Below are 24,223 nucleotides of genomic sequence, written 5' to 3'. Positions count from 1 at the left end.
CTATTCAGGCAGCGGCCTTGGCAGCTTCCTTCAGCAGCTGAGCAACACGCTCAGACGGCTGTGCACCCTGGCTCAGCCAGTAGGTGACGCGCTCTTGGTTGACCGACAGCTTAACTTCGGCGCCAGCAGCGATTGGGTTGAAGAAACCTACGCGCTCAACGAAACGGCCGTCACGGGCGTTACGCGAGTTGGTCACGGTCAGGTGGTAGAATGGGCGCTTTTTCGAGCCGCCACGGGCCAGACGAATGGTTACCATGTGAACATCGTTCCTATAGTCGGTGCTGCAGTTGATACAGCAGCTGGTACTGCAAATCTGAATGCCAAATAGGCACACGGGTGCCCAAAAGGCCGCATATTCTCGGGGAATACACGGACATTTGCAAATGACTTTTTCGGCAAGGCCTCGCCCTGCCGTCCAGATTTGCCGGTTGCGCCGCGAAATTCGCGGCTGTTGCCCCGCTACAGCGGGGGTTCTGGGCGCCTGCCCGACAAAAGGCAGGCACCCGGATCAGGGGTTACAGCTTTGGCATGCCGCCACCTGGCAGCATCCCACCGAGGCCGCGCATCATCTTGGCCATGCCGCCTTTGGCAGAGAACTTCTTCATCATCTTCTGCATCTGCTTGTGCTGCTTGATCAGCCGGCCGATGTCCTGCACCTGGGTACCGGAACCCAACGCAATACGGCGCTTGCGCGAACCGCTGATCAGGTCAGGGTCGCGGCGCTCGGCCGGGGTCATGGAGTTGATGATCGCTTCCATCTGCTTGAACTGCTTTTCGGCCGCGCCCTGGGCGTTACCCATTTGCGACAGGTTGACCCCGCCGATGCTTGGCAGCTTGTCCATCAGGCCGCCGAGGCCGCCCATGTTCTTCATTTGCTGCAGCTGGTCACGGAAGTCTTCGAGGTCGAAGCCCTTGCCCTTCTTCAGCTTCTTGGCCAGCTTGTCGGCCTTGGCCTTGTCGATGGTCTGCTCGGCCTGCTCGATCAGGCTGAGCACGTCGCCCATGCCGAGGATGCGCGAAGCGACACGGTCGGGGTGGAACGGCTCGAGGGCCTCGGTCTTCTCACCCATACCGATGAACTTGATCGGTTTGCCGGTGATCGCACGTACCGACAGCGCAGCACCGCCTCGGGCGTCACCGTCAACCTTGGTCAGCACCACACCGGTCAGCGGCAGCGCCTCGCCAAAGGCCTTGGCGGTGTTGGCAGCGTCCTGGCCGGTCATGGCGTCGACCACGAACAGCGTCTCGATTGGTTTGACGGCAGCGTGCAGCGCCTTGATCTCGTCCATCATGTCGGCGTCGATGTGCAGACGGCCGGCGGTGTCGACGATGACCACGTCGATGAACTTCAGCTTGGCTTCACGGATGGCGGCTTCGGCGATGGCCACCGGCTTCTGGCTGATATCGGACGGGAAGAAGGTGACGCCGATATCGTTGGCCAGTGTTTCCAACTGCTTGATCGCCGCCGGACGATAGACGTCGGCAGACACCACCATCACGCTCTTTTTCTTGCGCTCTTTAAGAAAGCGCGCCAGCTTGCCGGCGGTGGTGGTCTTACCCGCGCCCTGCAGGCCCGCCATCAGCACGACGGCAGGCGGGGCGGCGTTCAGTGCGAGGTCTTCGTTGGCCGCGCCCATCAGGCTTTCCAGCTCGGCCTGGACGATCTTCACGAATGCCTGGCCCGGAGTCAGGCTGCGCGACACCTCGGTCCCGACCGCACGATCCTTGACGCTGTTGACGAAATCCTTGACTACCGGCAGGGCAACGTCGGCCTCGAGCAGCGCCATGCGCACTTCGCGCAGCGTGTCCTTGATGTTGTCTTCGGTCAGCTTGGCCTTGCCGGTGACATGGCGCAGCGTCTGTGACAGGCGGTCGGTCAGGTTTTCGAACATGGTGATCCTTTCAGGCCCAGTAAAGCCGAGGTTTGTCAGGTGCCAGGGGGGAAACACACACCCGCCGGGCACAGCAAGGCGGCGATTATAGCGAAGTGCAGCGGCGACGCACACCTTGGTAGATATTCGGTGGCTGTGCTGGCCTCTTCGCGGGCGCGCCCGTTCCCACAGGATCCTCACTGCTTGCAGGCCTGCGCCATCCCTGTGGGAGCGGGCGTGCCCACGAATGCCCCGACACAAGCCTTCAGTCTTCCTTGATCAGCGGAATCTATGCCAAACTCCGTCTCTTTAAAGGCTCGCCAACCAGGACTTATGGTCTCCTCACCCAGCCTCATCCCCAACCTGATCGCAGCCGGCCTATATATAGCGGCGGCCATCTACCAGGGCTCATACCTGTCCCAGGGCCGCAAGGCCGAAAAGCGCCTGCTTGGCCTGCTGGGTGCCATCGCGGTCCTGGCCCAGGCCGGTGCACTGTTCTTCCAGCTGATCACCCCGCTGGGCCTGAGCCTGGACTTCTTCAGCGCCGCCAGCCTGATCGCCGTGGCGGTCATCTCCCTGACCCTGCTGGCCTGCCTGCGCATACCCGTGGAAAACCTGCTGGTGCTGCTGTTCCCGCTGGGTGCGGTGACCGCGCTGCTGGCCCAGTTCGCCCCCCCCGGCACGGTACCGCTGATCAACGAAGAACCCGGCATCCTTGCGCACATCCTGTTGTCGATCCTGGCCTACGGGCTGTTCACCATCGCGGTGTTCCAGTCGCTGCTGTTGCTGCTGCAGGACCGCCAGCTGAAGAACAAGCACCCGTCCGGGCTGATCCGCAACTTCCCGCCACTGCAAACCATGGAAAGCCTGCTGTTCGGCTTCCTCTGGGCCGGCTGGTGCCTGCTGTCGCTGTCGCTGATCTCCGGCTGGCTGTTCCTCGACAACCTGTTCGCCCAGCACCTGGCGCACAAGACCTTGCTGGCCTGTGTCGCCTGGGTGGTGTTCAGCGTGCTGCTGTGGGGCCGCACCCGCCTGGGTTGGCGGGGCCACATGGCCATCCGCTGGACGCTGAGCGGTTTCTGCCTGCTGATGCTGGCCTATTTCGGCAGCAAGCTGGTTCGCGAATTCATCTTGCATATCTGACGGCCGCCCATGGACACCCTGCCGTACGCACCGCTATTCGGCACTCTGGCACTGGCCCTTTTGTGGTCAGCACTGTTCACTGCCGTGGAGGCTGCCCGCCTGCAGCTCAATGGCACACTGCGCGCCGGCGAAGACGGCCATCCCGTGCTGCCAGCCCAGGCCTTGGTGCTGTGCGCCAGCCTGGGCAAGCTGCTGGTGCTGGGGCTGGCCTGCCTGGTGGGCCAGCGCCAGAGTGGCGAGCACGGCTTCTGGCTGGCAGGCCTGGCCGCGACCCTCACCTTGCTGGTGTTTGCCGAGTACCTGCCGCGGCGCCTGGCCCGGCGTAACCCGCAGGCGTTCGTGAGCCTTGGTGCCAGCCTTCTGAAAGTGCCTCTTGCACTGCTGCAGCCACTGGCCTGCCTGCTGGACGGCGCCGCCAAGCTGATTCTGCGCCCGTTCCGGGCACAGCCCACGGCGGTGGCCCTGCACACGCAGGAGGCCGACGACTTCGATGAGGATGAACAGCACGAAGCACCTCGCCAGGGTCTGCTCGACGGCCTGCAGTCGCTGGACAAGATCACCGTCAACGACATCCTGGTGCCGCGCAACGAAGTGGATGGCATCAACCTCGACGAGCCGATCGAACGCATCGTCGAGCAGCTGATCGTCAGCCGCCACACCCGCCTGCCGGTCTACCACAACGACATCAACCAGGTCGAAGCGATCCTCAACACCAAGCTGATCAGCCACCTGCTGCCCAAGGCCGAGCTGACCCTGGAAGCGCTGCACAGCGCCTGCTACGAACCTTATTTCGTACCGGAAAGCACGCCCCTGCAAATGCAGTTGTTGAACTTCCACAAGCAGCAACGCCGCTTGGGCGTGGTGGTGGACGAGTACGGCGAAGTACTGGGTATCGTCACCCTGGAAGACATTCTCGAAGAGATCGTAGGCGAGTTCGAGGACGAGCAAAGCCTGGAAAACCCGCATGTGCACCCGCAACCCGATGGTACCTTCGTCATCGATGGCACCGCTTCGTTACGCGAAATCAACCGCACCCTGAGCTGGCACCTGCCCTGCGACGGCGGGCCGAAAACCCTCAACGGGCTGGTCACCGAGGCGCTGGAAAGCATCCCGGAAAGCGCTGTTTGCCTGAAAATAGGCCGCTATCGCCTGGAAATCCTTGAAACAGAGGACAATTGCGCCAGCAAGGTACTGGTGTGGACCGTGACCCGATAGCTATACTCGGGTCACGCTTACCCAGCCCCGCCGTCACGCCCGCTACCCGCACCCGGCGCTCCACGGCCAGTCCGCTCCACTGATACGCCCTGCGGTCCTGCGTCAACACCCCCGAACAGTACCCGCCCCGCCCCTACCCCCTTGGGCTATCGTCAGTCGGGCGCACACAATAAAACGCTCCGGCGCCCGCTTAACCGTACCCGCCCTTTTGCAGGGCATGCCGTCGCGGGCCAAGCCCATGGAGCCGGACCAGACTGTCAGGGACCTCCTCAATGACAAGCAGCACTTATGCCCAAGCGCCTGCCGCGCCAGTCAACTCGCCTGCGCGGGTAGCCACTGCCAGCTTCATCGGCACCGCCATCGAGTTCTACGATTTCTACGTCTACGCCACCGCCGCAGCCCTGGTGATCGGGCCGGTGTTCTTCCCGTCCGGGTCGGGCACCGCGCAAATGCTGGCCGCCTTCCTCACCTTCGGTATCGCCTTTCTCGCCCGGCCACTGGGCTCGGCGTTGTTCGGCCATTTTGGCGACCGTATCGGTCGCAAATCCACGCTGGTCGCCTCGCTGCTGCTGATGGGCGTATCCACCACCGCCATTGGCGTGCTGCCAGGCTATGACAGCATTGGCGTGTGGGCGCCGATCATTCTCTGCCTGCTGCGTTTTGGCCAAGGCCTGGGCCTGGGCGGCGAATGGGGTGGCGCGGCCCTGCTGGCTACCGAAAACGCCCCGGAAGGCAAGCGGGCCTGGTTCGGCATGTTCCCGCAGTTGGGCCCGTCAATCGGCTTCCTGGCGGCCAACGGCCTGTTCCTGACCCTGGCCCTGGTGCTCAGCGACGAGCAGTTCCGCGAGTGGGGCTGGCGCATTCCGTTCCTGCTCAGCGCCGCACTGGTACTGGTAGGCCTGTACGTGCGCCTGAAGCTCGAAGAGAGCCCGGTGTTCGCCAAGGCCGTTGCCCGCCACGAGCGGGTGAAAATGCCGGTGGTCGACCTGTTCTCCAAATACTGGCTGCCAACCCTGCTGGGCGCTGCGGCCATGGTGGTGTGCTATGCGCTGTTCTACATTTCCACGGTGTTCTCGCTGAGCTACGGCGTAACCACACTGGGCTACAGCCGCGAAACGTTCCTTGGCCTGCTGTGTTTCGCGGTGGTGTTCATGGCACTGGCCACACCGTTGTCGGCCTGGCTCAGTGACCGTTACGGGCGCAAGCCGGTACTGATCGTCGGCGGCCTGCTGGCGATAGCTTCGGGCTTTACCATGGAGCCACTGCTGACCTCGGGATCGACTGCAGGCGTGGCGCTGTTCCTGGCCATCGAGCTGTTCCTGATGGGCGTGACCTTCGCGCCGATGGGTGCACTGCTGCCAGAGCTGTTCCCGACCCACGTGCGTTATACCGGTGCCTCGGCGGCGTATAACCTGGGCGGTATCGTCGGCGCCTCGGCAGCACCGTTCTTTGCCCAGAAGCTGGTGAGCATGGGGGGTTTGAGCTGGGTGGGGGGTTATGTGTCGGTGGCAGCGGTGATCAGCCTGATTGCCGTGCTGTGCCTGAAAGAGACGCGCAATACCACGCTGTAAGCCACTGGGGCCGCTTTGCGGCCCTATCGCGACACAAGGCCCCAGGGATCGCGTAAGCCTGGAAGCTGCGCTATCCCTGTGGGAGCGGCCTTGTGTCGCGATAGGGCTGCAAAGCAGCCCCAGCACTCTCGGATCAGAACTCGACCTTGACCGCCTGCGAAGCGCGGGTCGCCTTGGCCCGCGCCAGTTCGACCGATTCGTCACGCGCCAGGCACACACCCATGCGGCGGGTGCCATTGATTTCCGGCTTGCCGAACAGGCGAATGGCGGTATCCGGCTCGCTCAGCGCTGCGCCCAGGTTGGCGAAGCTGGTCTGCTGGGACTGGCCTTCGGGCAAGATCACTGCCGAAGCCGACGGGCCGAACTGACGCACCACCGGAATCGGCAGGCCGAGAATGGCGCGAGCATGCAGGGCGAATTGCGACAGGTCCTGGGAAATCAGGGTGACCAGACCGGTGTCATGCGGGCGCGGCGACACTTCGCTGAACCACACCTGGTCGCCCTTCACGAACAGCTCCACACCAAACAGGCCGCGACCGCCGAGGGCATCGGTGACCGCCTTGGCCACGCGCTGCGATTCGGCCAGCGCCTTCGGGCTCATGGCCTGTGGCTGCCAGGACTCCTGGTAATCGCCCTTCTCCTGACGGTGGCCAACGGGTTCAAGGAAGGTGGTACCGCCCACGTGGCGCACGGTCAGCAGGGTGATTTCATATTCGAAGTCAATGAAACCTTCGACGATCACCCGGCCCTTGCCAGCGCGGCCGCCTTCCTGGGCATAGTCCCACGACGCCTGCAGGTCAGCATCGCTGCGCAGCAAGCTCTGGCCCTTGCCCGACGAGCTCATCACCGGCTTGACCACGCACGGGTAACCCAGGTCGGCTACGGCCTTGGCGTAGTCTTCATAGGTGTCGGCGAAGTGGTACGGCGAGGTTGGCAGGTCCAGCTCTTCGGCAGCCAGGCGGCGGATGCCTTCGCGGTTCATGGTCAACTGGGTGGCGCGGGCGGTGGGCACCACGGTAAAACCTTCGTTTTCCAGCTCGACCAGGGTGGCGGTGGCGATGGCTTCGATTTCCGGCACGATGTAGTGCGGCTTCTCGGCTTCGATCACCGCGCGCAGGGCAACGCCATCGAGCATGTTGACCACATGGCTGCGGTGCGCCACCTGCATTGCCGGAGCATTGGCGTAGCGGTCGACGGCGATTACTTCGACGCCCAGGCGCTGCAGCTCGATTACCACTTCCTTGCCCAGCTCGCCACAGCCGCAGAGCAGTACACGGGTCGCGGTGGGCGACAATGGGGTTCCGATACGGGTCATTTCAGGTCCTCGAAGGCATCCGGGGCCGCGCCAGGCTAGGCGCCACCCGCTGAAAAAGGACCACTATTCTACACCATCAACCGGCCACGGCGGCCCGCCGGGCGCGAAATGCCATGGCCAGCCACACCGCGGTTACACCGGCGAACTTCGAGGCCATCGCGGTGCCGATCACTGCCGGGGTCAGCGCGCCGATCATGCCGAAGAAAATGAAGGTATCCACCGGGATGCTCAGCGCCGAACTGAGCCACAGGCGGTCTCGCAGCGGCCGACGGGTGATGCTGAACACCAGCCAGTCGATCAGCTCGGAGATGAAGAACGCAGTGGCGCTGGCCAGGGCGATGGCCGGTTCCGAGGTGACATAGGACAGCACCAGTGCCACCAGCATGGCGAACAGGGCGCCATGACCAAAACGGGTCTGCACCATGTCGCGCAGGATGAACACCAGGCCGCCCCAGGCGGACCAGATGATGTCCAGGTGCGGGGCACTGGAGAAGGCATAGTTGATCAGCACTACGCTGCTGATGTAGGCAATCAGATAGAGCATGGCGGGCTGTCTGTGGGCAAGCCGTACAGATTACCGCTGGGCCGTTCGCGGGTAAACCCGCTCCCATAGATGTTGTGCAGCCCTCAAGGCTGTCGCTGTACCTGTGGGAGCGGGCGTGCCCGCGAAGCTGCCACTGCGGTGCATGGCACCGGCTTCGCCGGTGTACGCGGGTAAACCCGTTCCTACAGGGTTCGCGTCAGGCCTGCATGATGAGGCCGGCTTCTACTGCCCGTTCATGGCAACGCTTGAGCACCGCCCGACGCTCGTCGTTGTCCATCCGCCCCCAGCGGCCAATCTCGGCCACGGTACGCTGGCAGCCGGTGCAGATATCCTGCTCGTCCAGCGCGCAAATGCTCACGCACGGTGATGCCACCGGCCGCTCGACCACTTCACTCATCATCAACCACCAGATCCCGCGCATAGCGCTGGGCATTGTGCACGTAATGTGCGGCACTCGCTTCAAGCATGCGCTTCTGCTGCTCGGTCAGTTCGCGTACCACCTTGCCCGGCGAGCCCATCACCAGCGAACCGTCCGGAATTTCCTTGCCCTCGGCGATCAGTGCATTGGCGCCGATGATGCAGTGCTTGCCAATGCGCGCGCCATTGAGGATCACTGCGTTGATACCGACCAGGCTGAAGTCGCCCACCGTGCAGCCATGCAACATGGCATTGTGGCCAACGGTCACGCCCTTGCCCAACGTCAGTGGCGAGCCCATGTCGGTGTGCATCACCGTGCCATCCTGCACGTTGCTGCCTTCGCCGATGTCGATCAGCTCGTTATCACCGCGCAACACCGCGCCAAACCACACACTGGCATGGGCTTGCAGGCGCACGCTGCCAATGAGCGTGGCGTTGGGGGCGGCCCAACTGGTGGGGTGGCTCTCGACCCGCAGGTCGCCCAGGCGATATTTCATGCTTGTTCCTCAGGCTGCGACGCAGACGGCGGGGTAGGCCCGCTCAATTTTCGATGTGACGCTCAGGGGGCTGATGCAGGCTGATACCGGCATCGAACAGCAGGTTGACCAGCTCGACGATCATGATCGCCGACAACCCCCAGATCTTGTATTCACCATAGCGGTAACTGGGCACATACCAGCTACGCCCCTGATAATCGATACGGTGGGTATGGTCGCGCGGGTCCTGCCGGAAGAATTCCAGCGGCACGGTGAATACTGCCGCGATCTCGGCATCATTGGCGCGATATTCGACGAAGTCGGGGATAAGCCCGACGAATGGCGTCACTTTCAGGCCATGTAGCGAAATCAGCGGGCTGAGCGGACCAATCACCTCCACCAGGCCAGGGGGCAGGCCGATTTCTTCTTCAGCCTCGCGCAGGGCAGTAAAGACCAGGTCCGGGTCTTCCGGGTCGCGGCGGCCACCGGGAAAGGCTACTTCGCCACCGTGGGTAGACAGGCCCTTGGCGCGCAGGGTCAAGACCAGTTCGGGCGCTTCGCTGCGGGTAATGGGCAAGAGGACCGCCGCTTCGGGGAACCGCCTGTCGGTTTCCAATGACGCGGGTTGGTGGTTGCTCATTCGGCGAAGTAGCTCGTCCAGCATTGCGCACGCTCGTATCCAGGTCCTGTGTTGCATGATGCACCAAAGCCGCGAAGCACCCAAGCCCCAGCGCTTGCGGCGGCACGGTGGCCGCGCCAAGATAGCCTTGAGCATAAGGAACCACACATGAAATTCTGCAGCGCATGCGGCCAACCGGTCACTCAGCGGATCCCCGAGGGCGACAGCCGCCTGCGGTACGTCTGCGGCTCTTGCCAGACCATCCACTACCAGAACCCCAACATCGTGGCCGGCGTGTTGCCGACCTGGGGCAGCCAGGTGCTGCTGTGTCGCCGCGCCATTGAGCCGCGCCGGGGTTTCTGGACCCTGCCCGCCGGTTTCATGGAAAACGGCGAAACCCTCGACCAGGCCGCGCGTCGCGAAACCGTCGAGGAAGCCTGCGCCCGGGTCGGGCCGACGTCCCTGTACCAGCTGTTCGATCTGCCGCACATCAGCCAGGTGCATGTGTTCTTCCGCGCCGAGTTGGCGGACCTGGACTTTGCCGTCGGTGTCGAAAGCCTGGAGGTGCGCCTGTTCGAAGAACATGAGATACCGTGGGACGAGCTGGCTTTCCGCACCGTCACTCGCACACTAGAATGCTACTATCGCGACCGCATCGGCCAGCACTACCCCATAGGCCATGAATACCTGCCGCCGATGAACGTTTCGCCACACACCTAAACGCCTTCAGGGATACTGTTACATGCGCTGGTTGCTTGCCCTTTTCTGCCTTTGCGTTACCTCGGTGTCCCAGGCGGCCTTCACCGAAACCATCATCCGCAAGCCCGCGCCGGCAGCGCAAACCCCCTCGCCTTCGCAGCAAGCCATGCAACCGTTGATCGACAAGGTGCTGGTGATCAAGTCGGAGCGCCGCCTGCAGTTGATCAGCCGCGGCGAGCCGCTGAAAACCTACCGCATCTCGCTGGGCAAGCAGCCCAAGGGCGCCAAGGAACGCGAAGGCGACAAGAAAACCCCCGAGGGCTTGTACTGGCTGGACTGGCGCAAGCAGAGCGACCGCTTCAACCTGGCCATGCACATCAATTACCCGAACATCAGCGATGCCGCCCGCGCGACCCGGGCAGGGGTGAATGCCGGCAGCATGATCATGATTCACGGCACACCGATCAACGATGAATACCCGGAATGGTACTTCCATACCCTGGACTGGACGGATGGTTGCATTGCCATGCGCAACCGCGACATGCAGGAAGTATGGGACTTGGTTCGGGATGGAACGCTGATCGAGATCCGCCCTTGATATAGAGCCTTCCGGCAAAAGTTGTAGGAACCTTCTCACCATTTAGCGCGAACTTGCCTGACAGGTGCTTAGGCAGGGTACTGCATCCATACGAGTGGCTTAATTTCTAGCATCCACGCAGACGAGTACGAAAACCGTACATCATTTGCGGGGTGCTTCAATGCCGTGCCTGATTCACCGCATCGCCCATTGGCTGTCGGCCGGTTGCCTTTCTGGCTTGCTGTCCGTTCCCCAGGTGCTGGCCGACGACCCTGCCAGCCAGCAGCTGCGCGATCAACAGCATGGGCTGCGGCAACTGGAGCAACAGCAGCGGCTGGAACGCTGGCAGCGTATACCCGCCCCGACTGAACCGACCAACAGCACTTCCCACCGCCCGCACGATGATCGCTGCTGGGCAGTCGATGGCGTGCGCGTGGCGGGCATGCACCAGCTTTCGAACTCGGCACTGGCGCCCACCATCCGTGCCCTCACGCCTGCCTGCATGGGCATCGCCGACATCAACCGGCTGCTCAAAGCCATCACCCAACGTTATGTACAAGCCGGCTACCCAACCAGCCGCCCCTACCTGCGGCAGCCCCCAGCAGAGGGCATGCCGTTGGACATCGTCATTGTCGAAGGCTTTGTCGAAACCATCGAACTGGCTGGCCCCGACCTGCCCCTGTCTCTCTCCAATGCCTTCCCAGGCCTGCTTGGGCAGCCACTGTACCTGCCCGACCTTGAGCAAGGCCTGGACCAGCTCAACCGCCTTCGCGCCTATGAACTGGGCGCCACCTTGCTGCCCGGCGAACTGCAGGGCGGCACCCGCGTGGTCGTGCAGCCGGGCAAGGTTGCTTCACGCTGGCACCTGGACAGCCGCTTCGACAACCGGGGCAGCGAGCTGACCGGCCGCCACCGCGTCAACCTCGGCATTGGCCTGGACAGCCCGCTTGGCCTCAATGATGAGCTGCGCCTGTCGTTGACCCGCACGGTGCTCGATACGCCCGGCCAAAGCCAAGGGATATCGTTGTACTACAGCATCCCCTACGGCGCCTGGACCTTTGCCCTCAGCGCCAGCCAGCTAAGCTATCAAGCCCCCCTCCCCTACAGCGACAAGGCTGCCGACGGCAGCAGCAGCTATCAGGGCCTGAGTGTCGAGCGGGTATTGTGGCGCAACCAGCAAGGCATGCTCAGCGCCAGCGCCCGTCTGGACCGCAAGCAGCTGATCAACCGCAGTGCTGGCGCGGTTATCGTCCAGCAAAGCCCGACGCTGGCCACGGTAGAGGCCGGCATCAACCTGCTGTGGCTCGAAAGTGGCCTGTGGAACGGTTACTTCGGCGTTGCCCAAGGCATTGACGCATTGGGTGCCGACCGCTCGCCCCTGGGTGCTCAACGCCTGCGCCCGGACTTTCGCAAGTACCGCGCCAACCTGCTGCACCTGCGTCAAGGCCCGGCACCCAGCCCTTGGCGCTGGCAGAGCGAGCTGGCCATGCAGTACAGCCGCGACCCGCTGCCTGCCGTCGAACAGCTGCTGGTCAGCGACGATTCGGCTGTCCGCGGCTTTCGTCTGCACACTTACTCCGGTGCCAGCAGCGCCGTCTGGCGCAATACGTTCAGCCAGGCGCTGCCACGGACCTGGGCCCCACCTTTCGAGATACGCCCCTACATCGGCCTGGACCTGGGCTGGGTTCGCACCGCCGAAGGCAAACCGTCGCAGCGCCTGGCCGGGGCCGCCGCAGGGTTGGAACTGAGCCTGCCCGGCAGCCGCCTGCGCCTGGACTACCAACGCGCCTTGTACACCAGCGACCTGCCCCGCCCGCGGCTGGAGCCCGGCTTCTGGGTGCTGGACTGGACCCTGAGCATCTGATTCACCCACAACAAAGAGAACGAGAAAATGCAAACACTCTCGCAGTTACCGCCTGTTCGCCCGGATACCTTGCGCTGGGCAATCTTCCTCGCCGTGCTCGGGCCCAGCGCCGCACTGGCTCAGACAGGACTGGAAGCAGCCAGCGGCCCCGGGGGGACCCCGGTCATCCATAACGGCCACGGGGTGCCGGTCATCGACATCGTGCCGCCCAACGCCACGGGGCTGTCACACAACCAGTTCATCGACTACAACGTTGCCACCCCGGGCCTGGTGCTGAACAACGCCACCGCAGCCGGGCAGTCGCAACTGGCCGGCGCCCTGGCGGCCAACCCGCAGTTCCAGGGCCAGGCCGCCTCGACCATTCTTAACGAAGTGGTCAGCCGCAACGCCTCGCTGATCGAGGGGCCGCAGGAAATCTTCGGGCGCCCGGCCGACTACATACTGGCCAACCCCAATGGCATCACCCTCAATGGCGGCAGTTTCATCAACACCACCCGCGCAGGCTTCGTGGTGGGCACCCCGCAATTTGAGGAGCAACAGCTCAGGTACCTCGATACGCTCACGGCCAGTGGCACCCTGCAGGTACTGGAGCATGGCCAGGGCAATGCCGGTGGCGCACTCGAACTGATCGCACCGCGCGTGGACAGCAAAGGCTTGCTAATGGCCAGCGAAACGCTCGACATCACTGTCGGCCGCAACCGTATCGACAGCCGCAGCGGCGAGGTGGTCGAACACCTGCCCAGCCCCTCTTCGAGCATTGACGCCAGCCTGTTCGGCGCCATGCGCGCCGGGCGTATCCGTGTGGTAAGTACTGCCGAAGGCGCGGGTGTGCGTGTGGGGGCCTCGCAAATTCTGGGCACCGAGGGGGTCGACATCAGCTCGGCCGGGGGCCTGCATGTCAGCGGCAGTGGCGACCGCCCGACCGAGCTGCGCAGCGAGCGCGGCGTGCTGAAACTCACCGCTGCCGATGACCTGATGCTTGAAACGGTCGACGGCCAGGCCCCGCGAATCGAAGCAAGGGCTGGCAAGAAGCTCACACTGGACGCCAAGACAATCGAGCACATCAAGCACGACAGTGACAGCTGGAACAAGAAGTTCTGGTTCGTCACCCGCGAAACCTACAACAGCAAAACCACCACCACCCACCAGCAGCAACAGGGCAGTCAATTGTTGGGCACTGAGAGTGTGCTGTTGCAGTCCGGCGACGACATGCGCATGACCGCAGCGAAGGTGGACGCCGGTAACGAGCTGACGGTCGACAGCGGTGCCGGCCTGGACATCATCGCCGGCATCGACAGCAAACGCACCGAACAGCAGGTGCGTCATCGCAAGGATTTATGGCGCGGTGACAGCGATAGCGACCAGCTCAAGGAAACCGCTAAGGGCAGTACCCTGAGCGCCGGGCGCATGTCGATAAAGGCAAGCGACAACCTCAACGTGCAGGGCAGCAGCCTGCACAGCGGCGGCGATCTGGCTATCCAGGCGAAACAGGCCGACATCGGCACAACCACCTTGCAGGAACACGGTACCAAACGCGACTACCGAGGCGACCTGGTGTCCGGCACATTCTTTGGTGACCGCAAAGGTAACGACACCGAGGGCCAGGTCGTCGCGGGCAGCACAATAACCAGCGATGGCGAGCTCACTGTGAGCGCCGACCAGGTCACCATCAAAGGCAGCACCGTGTTCGGTAAACAGGACGCGGTGCTCTACAGCGAGAACGGCTCGCTGGCCATCGAGGCAGACCATGGCAGCACGACCTCCACCCAGCGCACCAGCGACAGTAAACTGTTCGGCCTGATCGGCAGCAAGCACGAAAGCACGGACCGCAAACAGCAGGTACTGGTCAGCGACGTCAGCTCGACCAGCAACCTGCGCCTGGCCAGCGCCGAAGAGATGCGCATCCAGGGCGCCAAGGTCGAAGCTGGCAAGCATCTGCAAGTCGAGGCCAAAGGCGACCTGTTGATTGGCAGTTCGCAATCGGTCGATGAACGCGAAACCCGCGACCAACAACGGGGCTTCACGGCCAGCGCCAGACAGACCCAGGAAGCCGAGGATGGCAAGCCCGAGTCTCGCCAGTACGCGGCTGGCGTGGCGTATGAGGTCGTGACCACCACCAGCAAGCAGCGCACGACCAACCAGGTTGCCAGTGAGCTCAAGGGCGCCTCGGTGGGCATGAGCAGCAGCGCGCACCTGCAGGTCAACGGCAGCAAGGTCCAGGCCACTGCCGGCGACCTCGATGTGCAGGCGCGGGAAGTGACACTGGGGGCGACCCGCAATGACCGTGACGTAGCCACCAGCACCACCGAAAGTGGTGGCGGGTTGACAGTAACCGGTGGCATCGACCGTCTGGGCAGCTTGTTCGAAGGCCATCACAACCGCGAGGTGCAAGCCGATCGCGACAGCAAGGTGCAGCGCAGCGAGTTGCAGGCCAGCGGCGATCTGAAATTGCGCAGTGATGCACTGCTCACCGAGGCCGCGCACGTCGAGGCCGGCAACACCCTGAAGGTGACCGCCAAACGCATCGACAACCGTGCAGCTCAGGATACCCATGAACATGAACAAAGCCGTGACGACTGGTCGGGTAGCCTGGGCGCCAGTATCGAATACCGCGACCTGACCCGCCCTATCGAACGCCTGGTGCTGGGTGAGGAAGCCCCGCGCTTCCAGCAAGCTTCGCCCGAAGACGCCATGGCGCCTCCCAGCGTGGGGGCCGACATGACGGTCGAACACCTCAAGCGCCTGGAGAACCAGCGCCGTGGAATTGCTCAGGTCAGCGAGTTGTCCGCAGCAAAGGTCGAGGTCAAGGCTGACACACTGGCCGACCAGGGCACAGCCTGGCGGGCCAATGCCGGCTCGCTGAAAATCGAGGCGCAGCAGCACCAGATGAGCGCCGCCGAAAATACCCAGGAAACCACCGTTCAACGCCTGGCCTATGGTGGCGACGCGCGCCTGGACACCAGCACCGGCGAAGACCTGAATGTACGCGCCGCCGGCAAAGGAGGGTCGCTGGATAAAAAGGATACCGCCAGCACCGCCGTGCCCGGCAGCCTTTACGGGCAACAGGGTATCCAGGTACAGCTGGGCAGCGATGGCCGCTACGAAGGGGCCCGCATCGATGGCGGCGAAGGCAGCGTGGTCATGCACAGTGCAGGGTCGCTGGCCCTACCCCAGGCGACCGACCAGGCCGAACAGCAGTCACGCCAGCTCGATGGCAATGCCTGGGCCAAAGTCGGTAACCGCCCGGGCAGCACCGGTGTCGATGGCCGGGGCTATCTGGACCAGGACCAGAAACTGAGCACGCAGAGCAAGGCACAAGTGGCACAGATCGACGCCAAGGGCGAAGTTCAACTGACCAGCGCCGGCGACCTGTTGCTCGAAGGCACCCGCATTGGCAACCGCGAGGCCAAGGCTGGCGACATACGGGTGCAAAGCGGCGGCCAGTTGCAGGTCAAGGCGGCCAGCGATACCCAGCAGGCCACAGGCGCCAACCTGGGTGGCGGCATGGAGCTGGCGGCCAAGGCTGGCCAGACCCAGGGGGGAGCCATAGGCGGCCACTTCAGCCACGGCAAGCAGGACGAACATGCACGTCAGGCGGTCGATGCCCAGTTTGCCAGCAACGGCACACTGACCCTGACCAGCAGCGCCCGCGAGGACATCGCCCTGCACCTGCAAGGCCTGCAGGCCTCGGCCGAACAGATCACCCTCGACGCCTCGAATGGCGGCATGCTGGTTGAAGCCTCTTCCAGCCAGGAGCGACGCGACAACCTCGACATCTCGGCCGGCGCTGGTTTCAACATGGCCAAGGGCGCCTTGGACACCCGCGGCCTGCATGGCCGGCTCAAGGTAGAGCTCGACAAGCGCGACAACCTCACCTGGAATACCAGTGACCTGCGCGCCGAGCGCATCGACCTGCAAAGCCGCGGCGATACCCGCATCGAGAGTGCCACCCTGGATGCAGGGCATATTGGCGGCACAATCGACGGTGACCTACGCATCGCCAGCCTCAAGGACAACGTCAACACCCTGAGCGTGAAAGGCGATGTCAGGCTGAGCCAGGAGAAAAACCCTCAGGGCTATGTCAATGCGGCCAAATCGGTGGCTGGCCCGCTGGGAGGCAAGGTCGAGAAAAAGGCCGGTTCGGCCCTGAGCAAGGCAGACCCAGGGTTCTCGCCGACCGTCAGCCTCGACGTGTCGCATGCACAGCGTGACAATGTGGCGCGTCAGACCACGCTTAAAAGCAGCGACGGCATCGACCTGCAGGTCGGTGGCAACGCTCATCTGGTGGGTGCACGCTTGCAGTCGGCCAAAGGCGACGTGAGGCTCGACGCCAAATCGGTCACCCAGGAAACGCTAAGCGGCAATGACTATCGCCGAGACCTGTCGTTGGATGCGTCCAACTCACCGGTGGATCTGGGCACGGCAATCGCCGAGATAGCCAAAAGCAAAATGGCGGCGGATGGGGAAAATGCGCTGGACCTGGGCGTGTTGAGAACCAGTGGGCATAGTCGCAGCGAGCAATGGGTTTCGAGCATGCAAGGGAAGAAGCACTAAGGCTCCATCGCGGCCCTGGCCATTTGGGGATATCAGCAATCTTGTGCTCTGCTGCTGACACCCGGGCCGCGTGCCTCCCGCTTCCACAGCGAATACCACAGCCCTTGGGCTTGTGATTTCTCTGCGGGGGCGGGCTTGCCTGCGAAGAGGCCGGTACAGGTCAAGCCAGCCGGTGCAGCCCCCGCCACCGATCCAGCCCAAGCAACACCAGCCCTATCCCCCAGAAACCCGCCAGCACCCCAAGGGCGTTGAGCATCACCTGCCCATACCCCAGGCTGGCCACATCGATGAACGGGTAGGCATAGACGCCAATCTCACTCCCCCGCCACAACGCATAACCAAAGTAGACCGCCGGGTACACCGCCCACACCAGCAAATGCCATAGCCGCAAACTGCCCTTGGGCACCTCGCTCCACCAGTACAAGGCATACAGCACCGGCATCACGTCGTGCAGCAACTCGTCCGCCAGCCATTGCCAACCCTGTGGTTGCCACAAATGACGCAGCAGCACGCTGTAGGCCAGCGCCACCAGCACGATACTGGCGGCCACTGCAGAGCTTACCGAGGGCGACAGGAAAAAGCGTTTGCCACGGCCTTCCCGGCCGAATGCGGCATAGCTGAGCACCGTCGCCACCAGGGTATTGGTCAGCACGGTGAAGTAGCCGAACACATTGATCAGGCCACCAATCAGGCTGGCCTGTTCCTGCCAACGCGCCAGCAGTACCAGGTTCACCTGCACGGCCAGGCCGAACCAGCCCAGCACCGCCATGCCGGTCAGCCAAGGGCGACGCGGCATGTCAGGCCTGACGCTGCAGCTTCACATACAGCTGCTCGACCTTTTCCCGCGCCCACGGTGTTTTGCGCAGGAACGTCAGGCTCGACTTGATGGTCGGGTTGCTCTTGAAGCAGCGCACATCGATGCGCTCGGCCAGGCCATGCCATTGGTAATGCGCCACCAGCTCGGTGAGGATTTGTTCAAGGGTCTTGCCGTGCAGCGCGTTGTGTTGGGCCGTGCTCATGCTGTGCTCCGTAGGAAAGATGCGCACCTTACACGAGTGTAGTGGTGGGCGGGATCCGTCGAGTCGACAGAAAAATCGCTGGTCAGAGGCAAAACCTCTGTGATGGAATAGTTATGTTATGTTGTAACGCTAAAAAGCATCTGCCAAGGAACGCCCCATCCCCATGCTGTACACACCGCTTCGCCTTTCCCCCCTTGCCGTCGCACTCTGGCTGGCTGCATCCCCCAGCCAGGCCGTAGAACTCGAACCACAGGTCATCACCGCCAACCCGCTGGGTAACCGCCAACTGGCCGCCCCCAGCACCGTGCTCGAAGGCGAAAACCTGCTGCAACAGCAGCACGGCAGCCTGGGTGAAACCCTGAACAAGCAGCCCGGTGTCGCCTCTACCTGGTTTGGCCCTGGCGCCAGCCGCCCGGTGATCCGCGGCCTGGATGGCGACCGCATTCGTATCCTGCGCAATGGCGTCGGTGCCCTGGATGCCTCGTCACTGTCCTACGATCATGCCGTGCCGCTGGACCCGGTAACCGTCGAGCGCGTCGAAATCGTCCGGGGCCCGGCCGCCCTGCTTTACGGCGGCAACGCCATTGGCGGGGTGGTCAACACCTTCGACAACCGCATCCCGGACTCGCCGATCGAGGGCATCCACGGTGCCAGTGAACTGCGTTACGGCGGCGCCGACACCACCCGCAGCAGCGCCGGCAAGCTGGAGGCCGGCGACGGCGCCTTCGCCCTGCACCTGGATGCCAACAGCCGCCAGTTCAACGACCTGCGCATCCCGGGCTACGCACGCAGCGCCAAGGTGCGCGATGCCGACGAGCCCGGCAGCAAACACCGCCTGGAAAACAGCGACGGTCGCCAGGACGGCGGCGCAATCGGTGGTGCCTACCACTGGGACCACGGCTACGCCGGCCTGTCGTACAGCGGCTACGACAGCAACTATGGCTCGGTGGCCGAGTCCGGCGTGCGCCTGGACATGAAACAGGATCACTACGCCTTCGCCTCCGAACTGCGCGACCTCGACGGCCCGTTCAGCTCGGTCAAGGTAGATGCTGGTTACACCGACTACGAGCACAAAGAAATCGAAGAAGGCGAGGTCCATACCACCTTCAAGAACAAGGGCTACGAAGCGCGTATCGAAGCCCGCCACCAACCGCTCGGACCGGTTGAAGGGGTCATTGGGGCCCAGGTCAGCCGTAACGAATTTTCGGCCCTCGGCGAGGAAGCCTTCGTCCCGCATACCGATACCGACAGCGTGGCGCTGTTCATGCTCGAACAGTGGCAAGCCACCGAGCGCCTGGACCTGAGCCTGGGCGCGCGCATGGAGCACACCCGCGTAGACCCGGACGCCAAAGGCAACGAGAACTTCGTCGACGCCGACAGCGCCAGCAGCTTCAACGCCTTCAGCCTGTCGTCGGGGGCTGTGTACCAGCTCGACCCAGTCTGGTCGCTGGCCGCAAACCTCGGCTACACCGAGCGCGCCCCTACCTTTTACGAGCTGTACGCCAATGGCGCGCACGTAGCCACCGGCGCGTTTGAAGTCGGTGACGCCAGCCTGAACAAGGAAAAGGCCATTTCCGCCGACCTGGCGCTACGCTTCGACAACGGCACCCATAAAGGCAGTGTCGGGGTGTTCTACAACCACTTCCGCAACTACATCGGCCTGATTGGCACCGGCAACACCCGCGAAGGCGAGCATGACCATGAGGAGGAGGATCACGATCATGAACATGAAGGCTTCCCGGAATACCAGTACCAAGGCGTGCGGGCGCGCTTCTACGGCATCGAGGCCCAGGACCGCTGGCAGTTGGCCGAGAACCGTTACGGCAGCTTCGCGCTGGAGATGTCCGGTGACTATACCCGGGCCAAGAACCTCGACAGTGGCGAGCCACTGCCCCGCATCGCCCCGCTGCGCCTGAACAGCGGGCTGGTCTGGGAGCTGGACCGCTGGCAGGCGCGGGTAGACGTGCAGCACGCTGCTTCGCAGCACCGCAAACCCGCCAACGAAACCAGCACTGATGGCTACACCACCTTGGGCGCGAGCGTTGGCTACCGCTTCGACATTGGTCAAAGCCAGTGGTTGGCGTTTGTGCGCGGCGAAAACCTGACCGACCAGACCGTGCGCTATGCCAGTTCGATCCTGCGCGATATCGCACCGGCGCCGGGGCGTAGCGTGGAAGTCGGGTTGCGTACCACCTTCTGAACCACAAGCGACGAAGATCGGTGTAGGAACGGGTTCACCCGCGAATACGATGGTAGGGCAACCGGCGCATTCGCGGGTGAACCCGCTCCTACACCTGCCTCGATTAATGACGACTGTTGCCCGTTCAACAACAATCCTCTGCGACAATTTGTCTTTTTTTCTTATAACTTCCCCTATATCCTCCCCGCCGCAAGCTGAAACGCTTCATCGATTAATCTTGTCGCCATATCCATTGAGGGGCCCGCCCTTCGATGCGCTTGCCGTTTTTTTCAATAATCAAAAGATAGCGCTATCTCATGTTCCAACTGCCTAAAACCTGCTACATCGGCCTGGCCCTCAGTGCCTTGGCAACCCCCGCCGGCGCCAGCGAAATGTTCGCCAGCGACTCCCCTTGGATGCTCGGCGACTGGGGCGGAACCCGCAGCGAACTGCTGGAAAAGGGCTACGACTTCACCCTTGGCTACACCGGCGAGATGGGCAGCAACCTGCACGGCGGCTACGACCACGACCGCACCGCGCGCTACAGCGACCAGTTCACCTTCGGCAGCCACCTGGACCTGGAGAAGATCCTCGGCTGGCATGACACCGAATTCCAGCTGACCGTCACCGAGCGTCACGGCGACAACATCAGCAACGACCGCATCAACGACCCGCGTGTCGGCGGCTTCACCTCCGCCCAGGAAGTCTGGGGCCGCGGCGAAACCTGGCGGCTGACGCAGATGTGGATCAAGCAGAAGTACTTCGACGGTGCGCTGGATGTGAAATTCGGCCGCTTCGGTGAAGGCGAGGACTTCAACAGCTTCCCTTGCGACTTCCAGAACCTGGCTTTCTGCGGCTCGCAGGTGGGCAACTGGGTGGGTGGCATCTGGTACAACTGGCCAGTCAGCCAGTGGGCCCTGCGCGTGCGCTACAACCTTACCCCCGAGCTGTACGCCCAGGTCGGCGTCTTCGAGCAGAACCCTTCCAACCTCGAATCCGGCAATGGTTTCAAGCTCAGCGGCAGCGGCACCCAGGGTGCGGTAATGCCGTTCGAACTGGTATGGACCCCACGTATCCAAGGCTTGAAAGGGGAATATCGTGCCGGCTACTACTACAGTAATGCCAAGGCACAAGATGTTCTCAAGGACAGCAACGGTCAGCCGGCCGCCATCAGCGGCGCCGCCTACCGCAGCAGCTCGAGCAAGCACGGCTTGTGGATTGGCGCCCAGCAGCAGGTCACCTCGCTGGCGTCCGACCAGTCGCGCGGCTTGAGCGTGTTCGCCAACGCCACGGTGCATGACAAGAAGACCAATGCCATCGACAACTATGTGCAGGCAGGACTGGTATTCAAAGGGCTCTTCGATGCCCGCGCCAAGGACGACATCGGTTTCGCCCTGGCCCGCGTGCACGTCAACCCTGCCTATCGCAAGAACGCCCGCCTGGTCAACCAGGCCGCCGGCCTCTACGACTACGACAACCCGGGCTTCCTGCCAGTGCAGGACACCGAGTACAGCGCCGAGCTGTACTACGGCATCCATTTGGCCGACTGGCTCACGGTACGCCCCAACCTGCAGTACATCCGCCACCCGGGCGGGGTGTCGCAGGTCGATGGCGCCCTGATCGGCGGCCTGAAGATCCAGAGCAGTTTCTAACCCCTTTTTTGACCTGACGGAGAACCTACGATGAGCACTGAAGGTGCGAACCAAGGAAGCCGCTGGCTACCGCGCCTGATTGGCGCGCTGCTGTTGCTGATGGGCCTGGCCCTGCTGGCCGGCGGTATCAAGCTGAGCCAGCTGGGCGGATCGCTGTACTACCTGATCGCCGGTATCGGCTTTGCCCTTTCGGGCATCCTGCTGCTGGCCCAACGCCAGATCGCCCTGGGCCTGTATGGCCTGGTGCTGCTGGGCAGCACCGTATGGGCCCTGTTCGAAGTAGGCCTGGACTGGTGGCAACTGGTGCCACGGCTGGCTATCTGGTTCGCCATCGGCGTGGTGTTGGTGCTGCCGTGGGCACGTCGCCCGCTGATCGGCCCAGCCAGCAAAGCCAACACTGCACTGCTCGGCGTGGCAGTGGTCGCTTCGGGCGCTTGCGCGCTGGCCAGCCAGTTCACCCATCCCGGTGAAGTGTTCGGCGAACTGGGCCGCGACAGCAGCGAAATGGCCAGCGCCGCCCCGGCCATGCCCGACGGCGAATGGCAGGCCTACGGCCGTACCGAGCATGGTGACCGCTACTCGCCGCTGCGCCAGATCACACCGCAGAACGCCTACCGTCTGGAAGAAGCCTGGCGCATTCGCACTGGTGATCTGCCAACCGAAAACGACCCGGTGGAGCTGACCAACCAGAACACCCCGCTGAAGGTCAACGGCATGCTGTACGCCTGCACCGCGCACAGTCGCCTGCTGGCGCTGGACCCGGACACTGGCGCGGAAATCTGGCGCTACGACCCGCAGGTCAAGAGCCCGACCGGCACCTTCAAGGGCTTTGCCCACATGACCTGCCGTGGCGTCTCGTACTATGACGAAAACCGCTACGTCAGCCGCGACGGCAGCCCGGCGCCGAAAATTACCGATGCAGGCCAGGCCGTGGCCCAAGCCTGCCCGCGTCGCCTCTACCTGCCTACCGCGGATGCCCGCCTGATCGCCATCAACGCCGACAACGGCAAGGTCTGCGAAGGTTTCGCCAACCAGGGCGTGATCGACCTCACCACCGGCATTGGCCCATTCACCGCCGGCGGCTATTACTCCACCTCGCCTGCTGCGATTACCCGTGACCTGGTGATCATCGGTGGCCACGTCACCGACAACGAGTCGACCAATGAGCCGTCCGGGGTGATCCGCGCCTACGACGTGCACGACGGCCACCTGGTGTGGAACTGGGACAGCAACAACCCGGACGACACCAAGCCATTGGCTGCCGGCAAAATGTACAGCCGCAACTCGGCCAACATGTGGTCGATCGCCAGCGTCGACGAAGACCTTGGCATGATCTACCTGCCGCTGGGCAACCAGACCCCGGACCAGTGGGGCGCCGACCGCACCCCGGGCGCCGAGAAGTACAGCGCCGGCGTGGTCGCCCTTGACCTGGCCACCGGCAAGGCACGCTGGAACTACCAGTTCACCCACCACGACCTGTGGGACATGGACGTCGGCAGCCAGCCGACCCTGGTACACCTGAAAACCGACGATGGCGTGAAACCGGCGATCATCGTACCGACCAAGCAAGGCAGCCTGTACGTGCTCGACCGCCGCGACGGTACGCCAATCGTGCCGATCCGCGAGATCCCCACCCCACAAGGCGCAGTGGAAGGCGACCACACCTCGCCCACCCAGGCCCGCTCCGACCTCAACCTGCTCGGCCCAGAGCTGACCGAACAGGCCATGTGGGGCGCCACGCCTTTCGACCAGATGCTGTGCCGCATCCAGTTCCGCGAGCTGCGCTACGAAGGCCAGTACACCCCGCCATCCGAGCAAGGTTCGTTGGTCTACCCCGGCAACGTCGGTGTATTCAACTGGGGCAGCGTGTCGGTCGACCCGGTGCGCCAGCTGCTGTTCACTTCGCCCAACTACATGGCGTTCGTGTCGAAGATGGTTCCGCGTGAGCAGGTTGCCGAAGGCAGCAAGCGCGAAAGCGAGACCAGCGGCGTGCAGCCGAACACCGGCGCACCGTATGCAGTGATCATGCACCCGTTCATGTCGCCGCTCGGCGTACCGTGCCAGGCACCCGCCTGGGGCTACGTCGCCGCCATCGACCTGTTCACCAACAAGGTGGTGTGGAAACACAAGAACGGCACCACCCGCGACAGCACCCCGCTACCGATCGGCCTGCCGGTTGGCGTGCCGAGCATGGGTGGCTCGATCGTCACCGCCGGTGGCGTCGGCTTCCTCAGCGGCACGCTCGACCAGTACCTGCGCGCCTATGACGTGAACAACGGCAAGGAGTTGTGGAAAGCACGCCTGCCAGCAGGTGGCCAGGCTACGCCGATGAGCTACACCGGCAAGGACGGCAAGCAGTACGTGCTGGTGACTGCCGGCGGCCATGGCTCGCTGGGCACCAAGATGGGCGATTACATCATCGCTTACAAATTAGCTGAGTAAGCGACACCGCTCCCACAGGCTCAACCCTGTGGGAGCGGCCTTGTGTCGCGTTTCGGTCGCGCAGCG

At 63.4% G+C, this 24,223-nt stretch carries 19 protein-coding genes; 10 read left to right on the top strand and 9 right to left on the bottom strand.

The window, feature by feature from the left end; translation table 11 throughout:
- Positions 1-4: 4 nt before the first annotated feature.
- Positions 5-256: a 30S ribosomal protein S16 gene (gene rpsP, locus C4Q27_RS17370; protein WP_003252142.1), complete on the bottom strand. Its 252-nt coding sequence runs from the start codon at positions 254-256 to the stop codon at positions 5-7.
- A gap of 259 nt (positions 257-515) precedes the next feature.
- Positions 516-1,892: a signal recognition particle protein gene (ffh, locus tag C4Q27_RS17365; protein WP_003252139.1), complete on the bottom strand. Its 1,377-nt coding sequence runs from the start codon at positions 1,890-1,892 to the stop codon at positions 516-518.
- A gap of 312 nt (positions 1,893-2,204) precedes the next feature.
- Here ffh and C4Q27_RS17360 point away from each other — a divergent pair, with 312 nt between their 5' ends.
- The 3 genes from C4Q27_RS17360 to C4Q27_RS17350 all read left to right on the top strand — a co-directional run bounded on the left by C4Q27_RS17360 (position 2,205) and on the right by C4Q27_RS17350 (position 5,800).
- Positions 2,205-3,014 (top strand): inner membrane protein YpjD, encoded by an 810-nt coding sequence (locus C4Q27_RS17360; protein WP_064490840.1) that lies wholly within the window; start codon positions 2,205-2,207, stop codon positions 3,012-3,014.
- Positions 3,015-3,023: 9 nt separating this feature from the next.
- Complete coding sequence (locus tag C4Q27_RS17355) at positions 3,024-4,229, top strand: transporter associated domain-containing protein (protein ID WP_010952559.1); 1,206 nt, start codon at positions 3,024-3,026, stop codon at positions 4,227-4,229.
- A gap of 272 nt (positions 4,230-4,501) precedes the next feature.
- Entirely contained in the window at positions 4,502-5,800 is a 1,299-nt protein-coding gene (locus C4Q27_RS17350) for an MFS transporter (protein ID WP_010952558.1), read from the top strand.
- 133 nt (positions 5,801-5,933) lie between these two features.
- Here the strand turns inward: C4Q27_RS17350 and purT are convergent, their stop codons facing one another.
- From purT to C4Q27_RS17325, 5 genes are all read right to left on the bottom strand, one after another.
- Positions 5,934-7,115: a formate-dependent phosphoribosylglycinamide formyltransferase gene (gene purT / locus C4Q27_RS17345; protein ID WP_012053590.1), complete on the bottom strand. Its 1,182-nt coding sequence runs from the start codon at positions 7,113-7,115 to the stop codon at positions 5,934-5,936.
- A 76-nt stretch (positions 7,116-7,191) separates the two neighbouring features.
- Positions 7,192-7,659 (bottom strand): VUT family protein, encoded by a 468-nt coding sequence (locus C4Q27_RS17340; RefSeq protein ID WP_104887117.1) that lies wholly within the window; start codon positions 7,657-7,659, stop codon positions 7,192-7,194.
- A gap of 196 nt (positions 7,660-7,855) precedes the next feature.
- Positions 7,856-8,047, bottom strand: coding sequence for a DUF1289 domain-containing protein (locus tag C4Q27_RS17335; RefSeq protein ID WP_162497239.1), 192 nt, complete (start codon positions 8,045-8,047; stop codon positions 7,856-7,858).
- 1 nt (position 8,048) lies between these two features.
- Entirely contained in the window at positions 8,049-8,573 is a 525-nt protein-coding gene (locus tag C4Q27_RS17330) for a gamma carbonic anhydrase family protein (protein WP_020191179.1), read from the bottom strand.
- Positions 8,574-8,616: 43 nt separating this feature from the next.
- Positions 8,617-9,216, bottom strand: coding sequence for a CoA pyrophosphatase (locus C4Q27_RS17325; protein WP_020191180.1), 600 nt, complete (start codon positions 9,214-9,216; stop codon positions 8,617-8,619).
- A gap of 123 nt (positions 9,217-9,339) precedes the next feature.
- Between C4Q27_RS17325 and C4Q27_RS17320 the strand changes: the two genes are divergently transcribed.
- From C4Q27_RS17320 to C4Q27_RS17305, 4 genes are all read left to right on the top strand, one after another.
- Positions 9,340-9,891 (top strand): NUDIX hydrolase, encoded by a 552-nt coding sequence (locus C4Q27_RS17320; protein WP_020191181.1) that lies wholly within the window; start codon positions 9,340-9,342, stop codon positions 9,889-9,891.
- Positions 9,892-9,913: 22 nt separating this feature from the next.
- Positions 9,914-10,468 (top strand): murein L,D-transpeptidase family protein, encoded by a 555-nt coding sequence (locus C4Q27_RS17315; RefSeq protein ID WP_010952551.1) that lies wholly within the window; start codon positions 9,914-9,916, stop codon positions 10,466-10,468.
- A 160-nt stretch (positions 10,469-10,628) separates the two neighbouring features.
- Positions 10,629-12,311, top strand: coding sequence for a ShlB/FhaC/HecB family hemolysin secretion/activation protein (locus tag C4Q27_RS17310; protein ID WP_064490973.1), 1,683 nt, complete (start codon positions 10,629-10,631; stop codon positions 12,309-12,311).
- A 27-nt stretch (positions 12,312-12,338) separates the two neighbouring features.
- Complete coding sequence (locus tag C4Q27_RS17305) at positions 12,339-16,865, top strand: hemagglutinin repeat-containing protein (RefSeq protein ID WP_104887116.1); 4,527 nt, start codon at positions 12,339-12,341, stop codon at positions 16,863-16,865.
- 160 nt (positions 16,866-17,025) lie between these two features.
- Here C4Q27_RS17305 and C4Q27_RS17300 read toward each other — a convergent pair whose 3' ends face one another.
- Both C4Q27_RS17300 and C4Q27_RS17295 read right to left on the bottom strand, forming a co-directional pair.
- Complete coding sequence (locus C4Q27_RS17300) at positions 17,026-17,661, bottom strand: Pr6Pr family membrane protein (RefSeq protein WP_064490975.1); 636 nt, start codon at positions 17,659-17,661, stop codon at positions 17,026-17,028.
- Position 17,662: 1 nt separating this feature from the next.
- The gene (locus tag C4Q27_RS17295) at positions 17,663-17,884 is read right to left on the bottom strand and encodes a VF530 family DNA-binding protein (RefSeq protein WP_012053596.1); all 222 of its coding nucleotides are present in this window, start codon (positions 17,882-17,884) and stop codon (positions 17,663-17,665) included.
- A 163-nt stretch (positions 17,885-18,047) separates the two neighbouring features.
- On the opposite strand from C4Q27_RS17295, the gene C4Q27_RS17290 reads away from it, so the two are divergent.
- From C4Q27_RS17290 to C4Q27_RS17280, 3 genes are all read left to right on the top strand, one after another.
- Positions 18,048-20,084, top strand: a complete 2,037-nt coding sequence (locus tag C4Q27_RS17290) for a TonB-dependent receptor (protein ID WP_104887115.1) — start codon at positions 18,048-18,050, stop codon at positions 20,082-20,084.
- A 296-nt stretch (positions 20,085-20,380) separates the two neighbouring features.
- Complete coding sequence (locus C4Q27_RS17285) at positions 20,381-21,715, top strand: carbohydrate porin (RefSeq protein WP_104887114.1); 1,335 nt, start codon at positions 20,381-20,383, stop codon at positions 21,713-21,715.
- A 30-nt stretch (positions 21,716-21,745) separates the two neighbouring features.
- The gene (locus C4Q27_RS17280; RefSeq protein WP_104887113.1) at positions 21,746-24,157 is read left to right on the top strand and encodes a glucose/quinate/shikimate family membrane-bound PQQ-dependent dehydrogenase; all 2,412 of its coding nucleotides are present in this window, start codon (positions 21,746-21,748) and stop codon (positions 24,155-24,157) included.
- Positions 24,158-24,223 lie beyond the last annotated feature (66 nt).

This window comes from Pseudomonas sp. SWI36 (assembly GCF_002948105.1).
Classification (GTDB): domain Bacteria; phylum Pseudomonadota; class Gammaproteobacteria; order Pseudomonadales; family Pseudomonadaceae; genus Aquipseudomonas; species Aquipseudomonas alloputida.
Note: the sequence above shows the minus strand (reverse complement) of the source record. Positions and strands in the feature narration are given on the sequence as shown.

Coding starts and splice junctions, on each gene's coding strand:
- rpsP (WP_003252142.1), bottom strand. CDS start 256: ATGGTAACCATTCGTCTGGCCCGTGGCGGCTCGAAAAAGCGCCCATTC.
- ffh (WP_003252139.1), bottom strand. CDS start 1,892: ATGTTCGAAAACCTGACCGACCGCCTGTCACAGACGCTGCGCCATGTC.
- C4Q27_RS17360 (WP_064490840.1), top strand. CDS start 2,205: ATGGTCTCCTCACCCAGCCTCATCCCCAACCTGATCGCAGCCGGCCTA.
- C4Q27_RS17355 (WP_010952559.1), top strand. CDS start 3,024: ATGGACACCCTGCCGTACGCACCGCTATTCGGCACTCTGGCACTGGCC.
- C4Q27_RS17350 (WP_010952558.1), top strand. CDS start 4,502: ATGACAAGCAGCACTTATGCCCAAGCGCCTGCCGCGCCAGTCAACTCG.
- purT (WP_012053590.1), bottom strand. CDS start 7,115: ATGACCCGTATCGGAACCCCATTGTCGCCCACCGCGACCCGTGTACTG.
- C4Q27_RS17340 (WP_104887117.1), bottom strand. CDS start 7,659: ATGCTCTATCTGATTGCCTACATCAGCAGCGTAGTGCTGATCAACTAT.
- C4Q27_RS17330 (WP_020191179.1), bottom strand. CDS start 8,573: ATGAAATATCGCCTGGGCGACCTGCGGGTCGAGAGCCACCCCACCAGT.
- C4Q27_RS17325 (WP_020191180.1), bottom strand. CDS start 9,216: ATGCTGGACGAGCTACTTCGCCGAATGAGCAACCACCAACCCGCGTCA.
- C4Q27_RS17320 (WP_020191181.1), top strand. CDS start 9,340: ATGAAATTCTGCAGCGCATGCGGCCAACCGGTCACTCAGCGGATCCCC.
- C4Q27_RS17315 (WP_010952551.1), top strand. CDS start 9,914: ATGCGCTGGTTGCTTGCCCTTTTCTGCCTTTGCGTTACCTCGGTGTCC.
- C4Q27_RS17310 (WP_064490973.1), top strand. CDS start 10,629: ATGCCGTGCCTGATTCACCGCATCGCCCATTGGCTGTCGGCCGGTTGC.
- C4Q27_RS17305 (WP_104887116.1), top strand. CDS start 12,339: ATGCAAACACTCTCGCAGTTACCGCCTGTTCGCCCGGATACCTTGCGC.
- C4Q27_RS17300 (WP_064490975.1), bottom strand. CDS start 17,661: ATGCCGCGTCGCCCTTGGCTGACCGGCATGGCGGTGCTGGGCTGGTTC.
- C4Q27_RS17295 (WP_012053596.1), bottom strand. CDS start 17,884: ATGAGCACGGCCCAACACAACGCGCTGCACGGCAAGACCCTTGAACAA.
- C4Q27_RS17290 (WP_104887115.1), top strand. CDS start 18,048: ATGCTGTACACACCGCTTCGCCTTTCCCCCCTTGCCGTCGCACTCTGG.
- C4Q27_RS17285 (WP_104887114.1), top strand. CDS start 20,381: ATGTTCCAACTGCCTAAAACCTGCTACATCGGCCTGGCCCTCAGTGCC.
- C4Q27_RS17280 (WP_104887113.1), top strand. CDS start 21,746: ATGAGCACTGAAGGTGCGAACCAAGGAAGCCGCTGGCTACCGCGCCTG.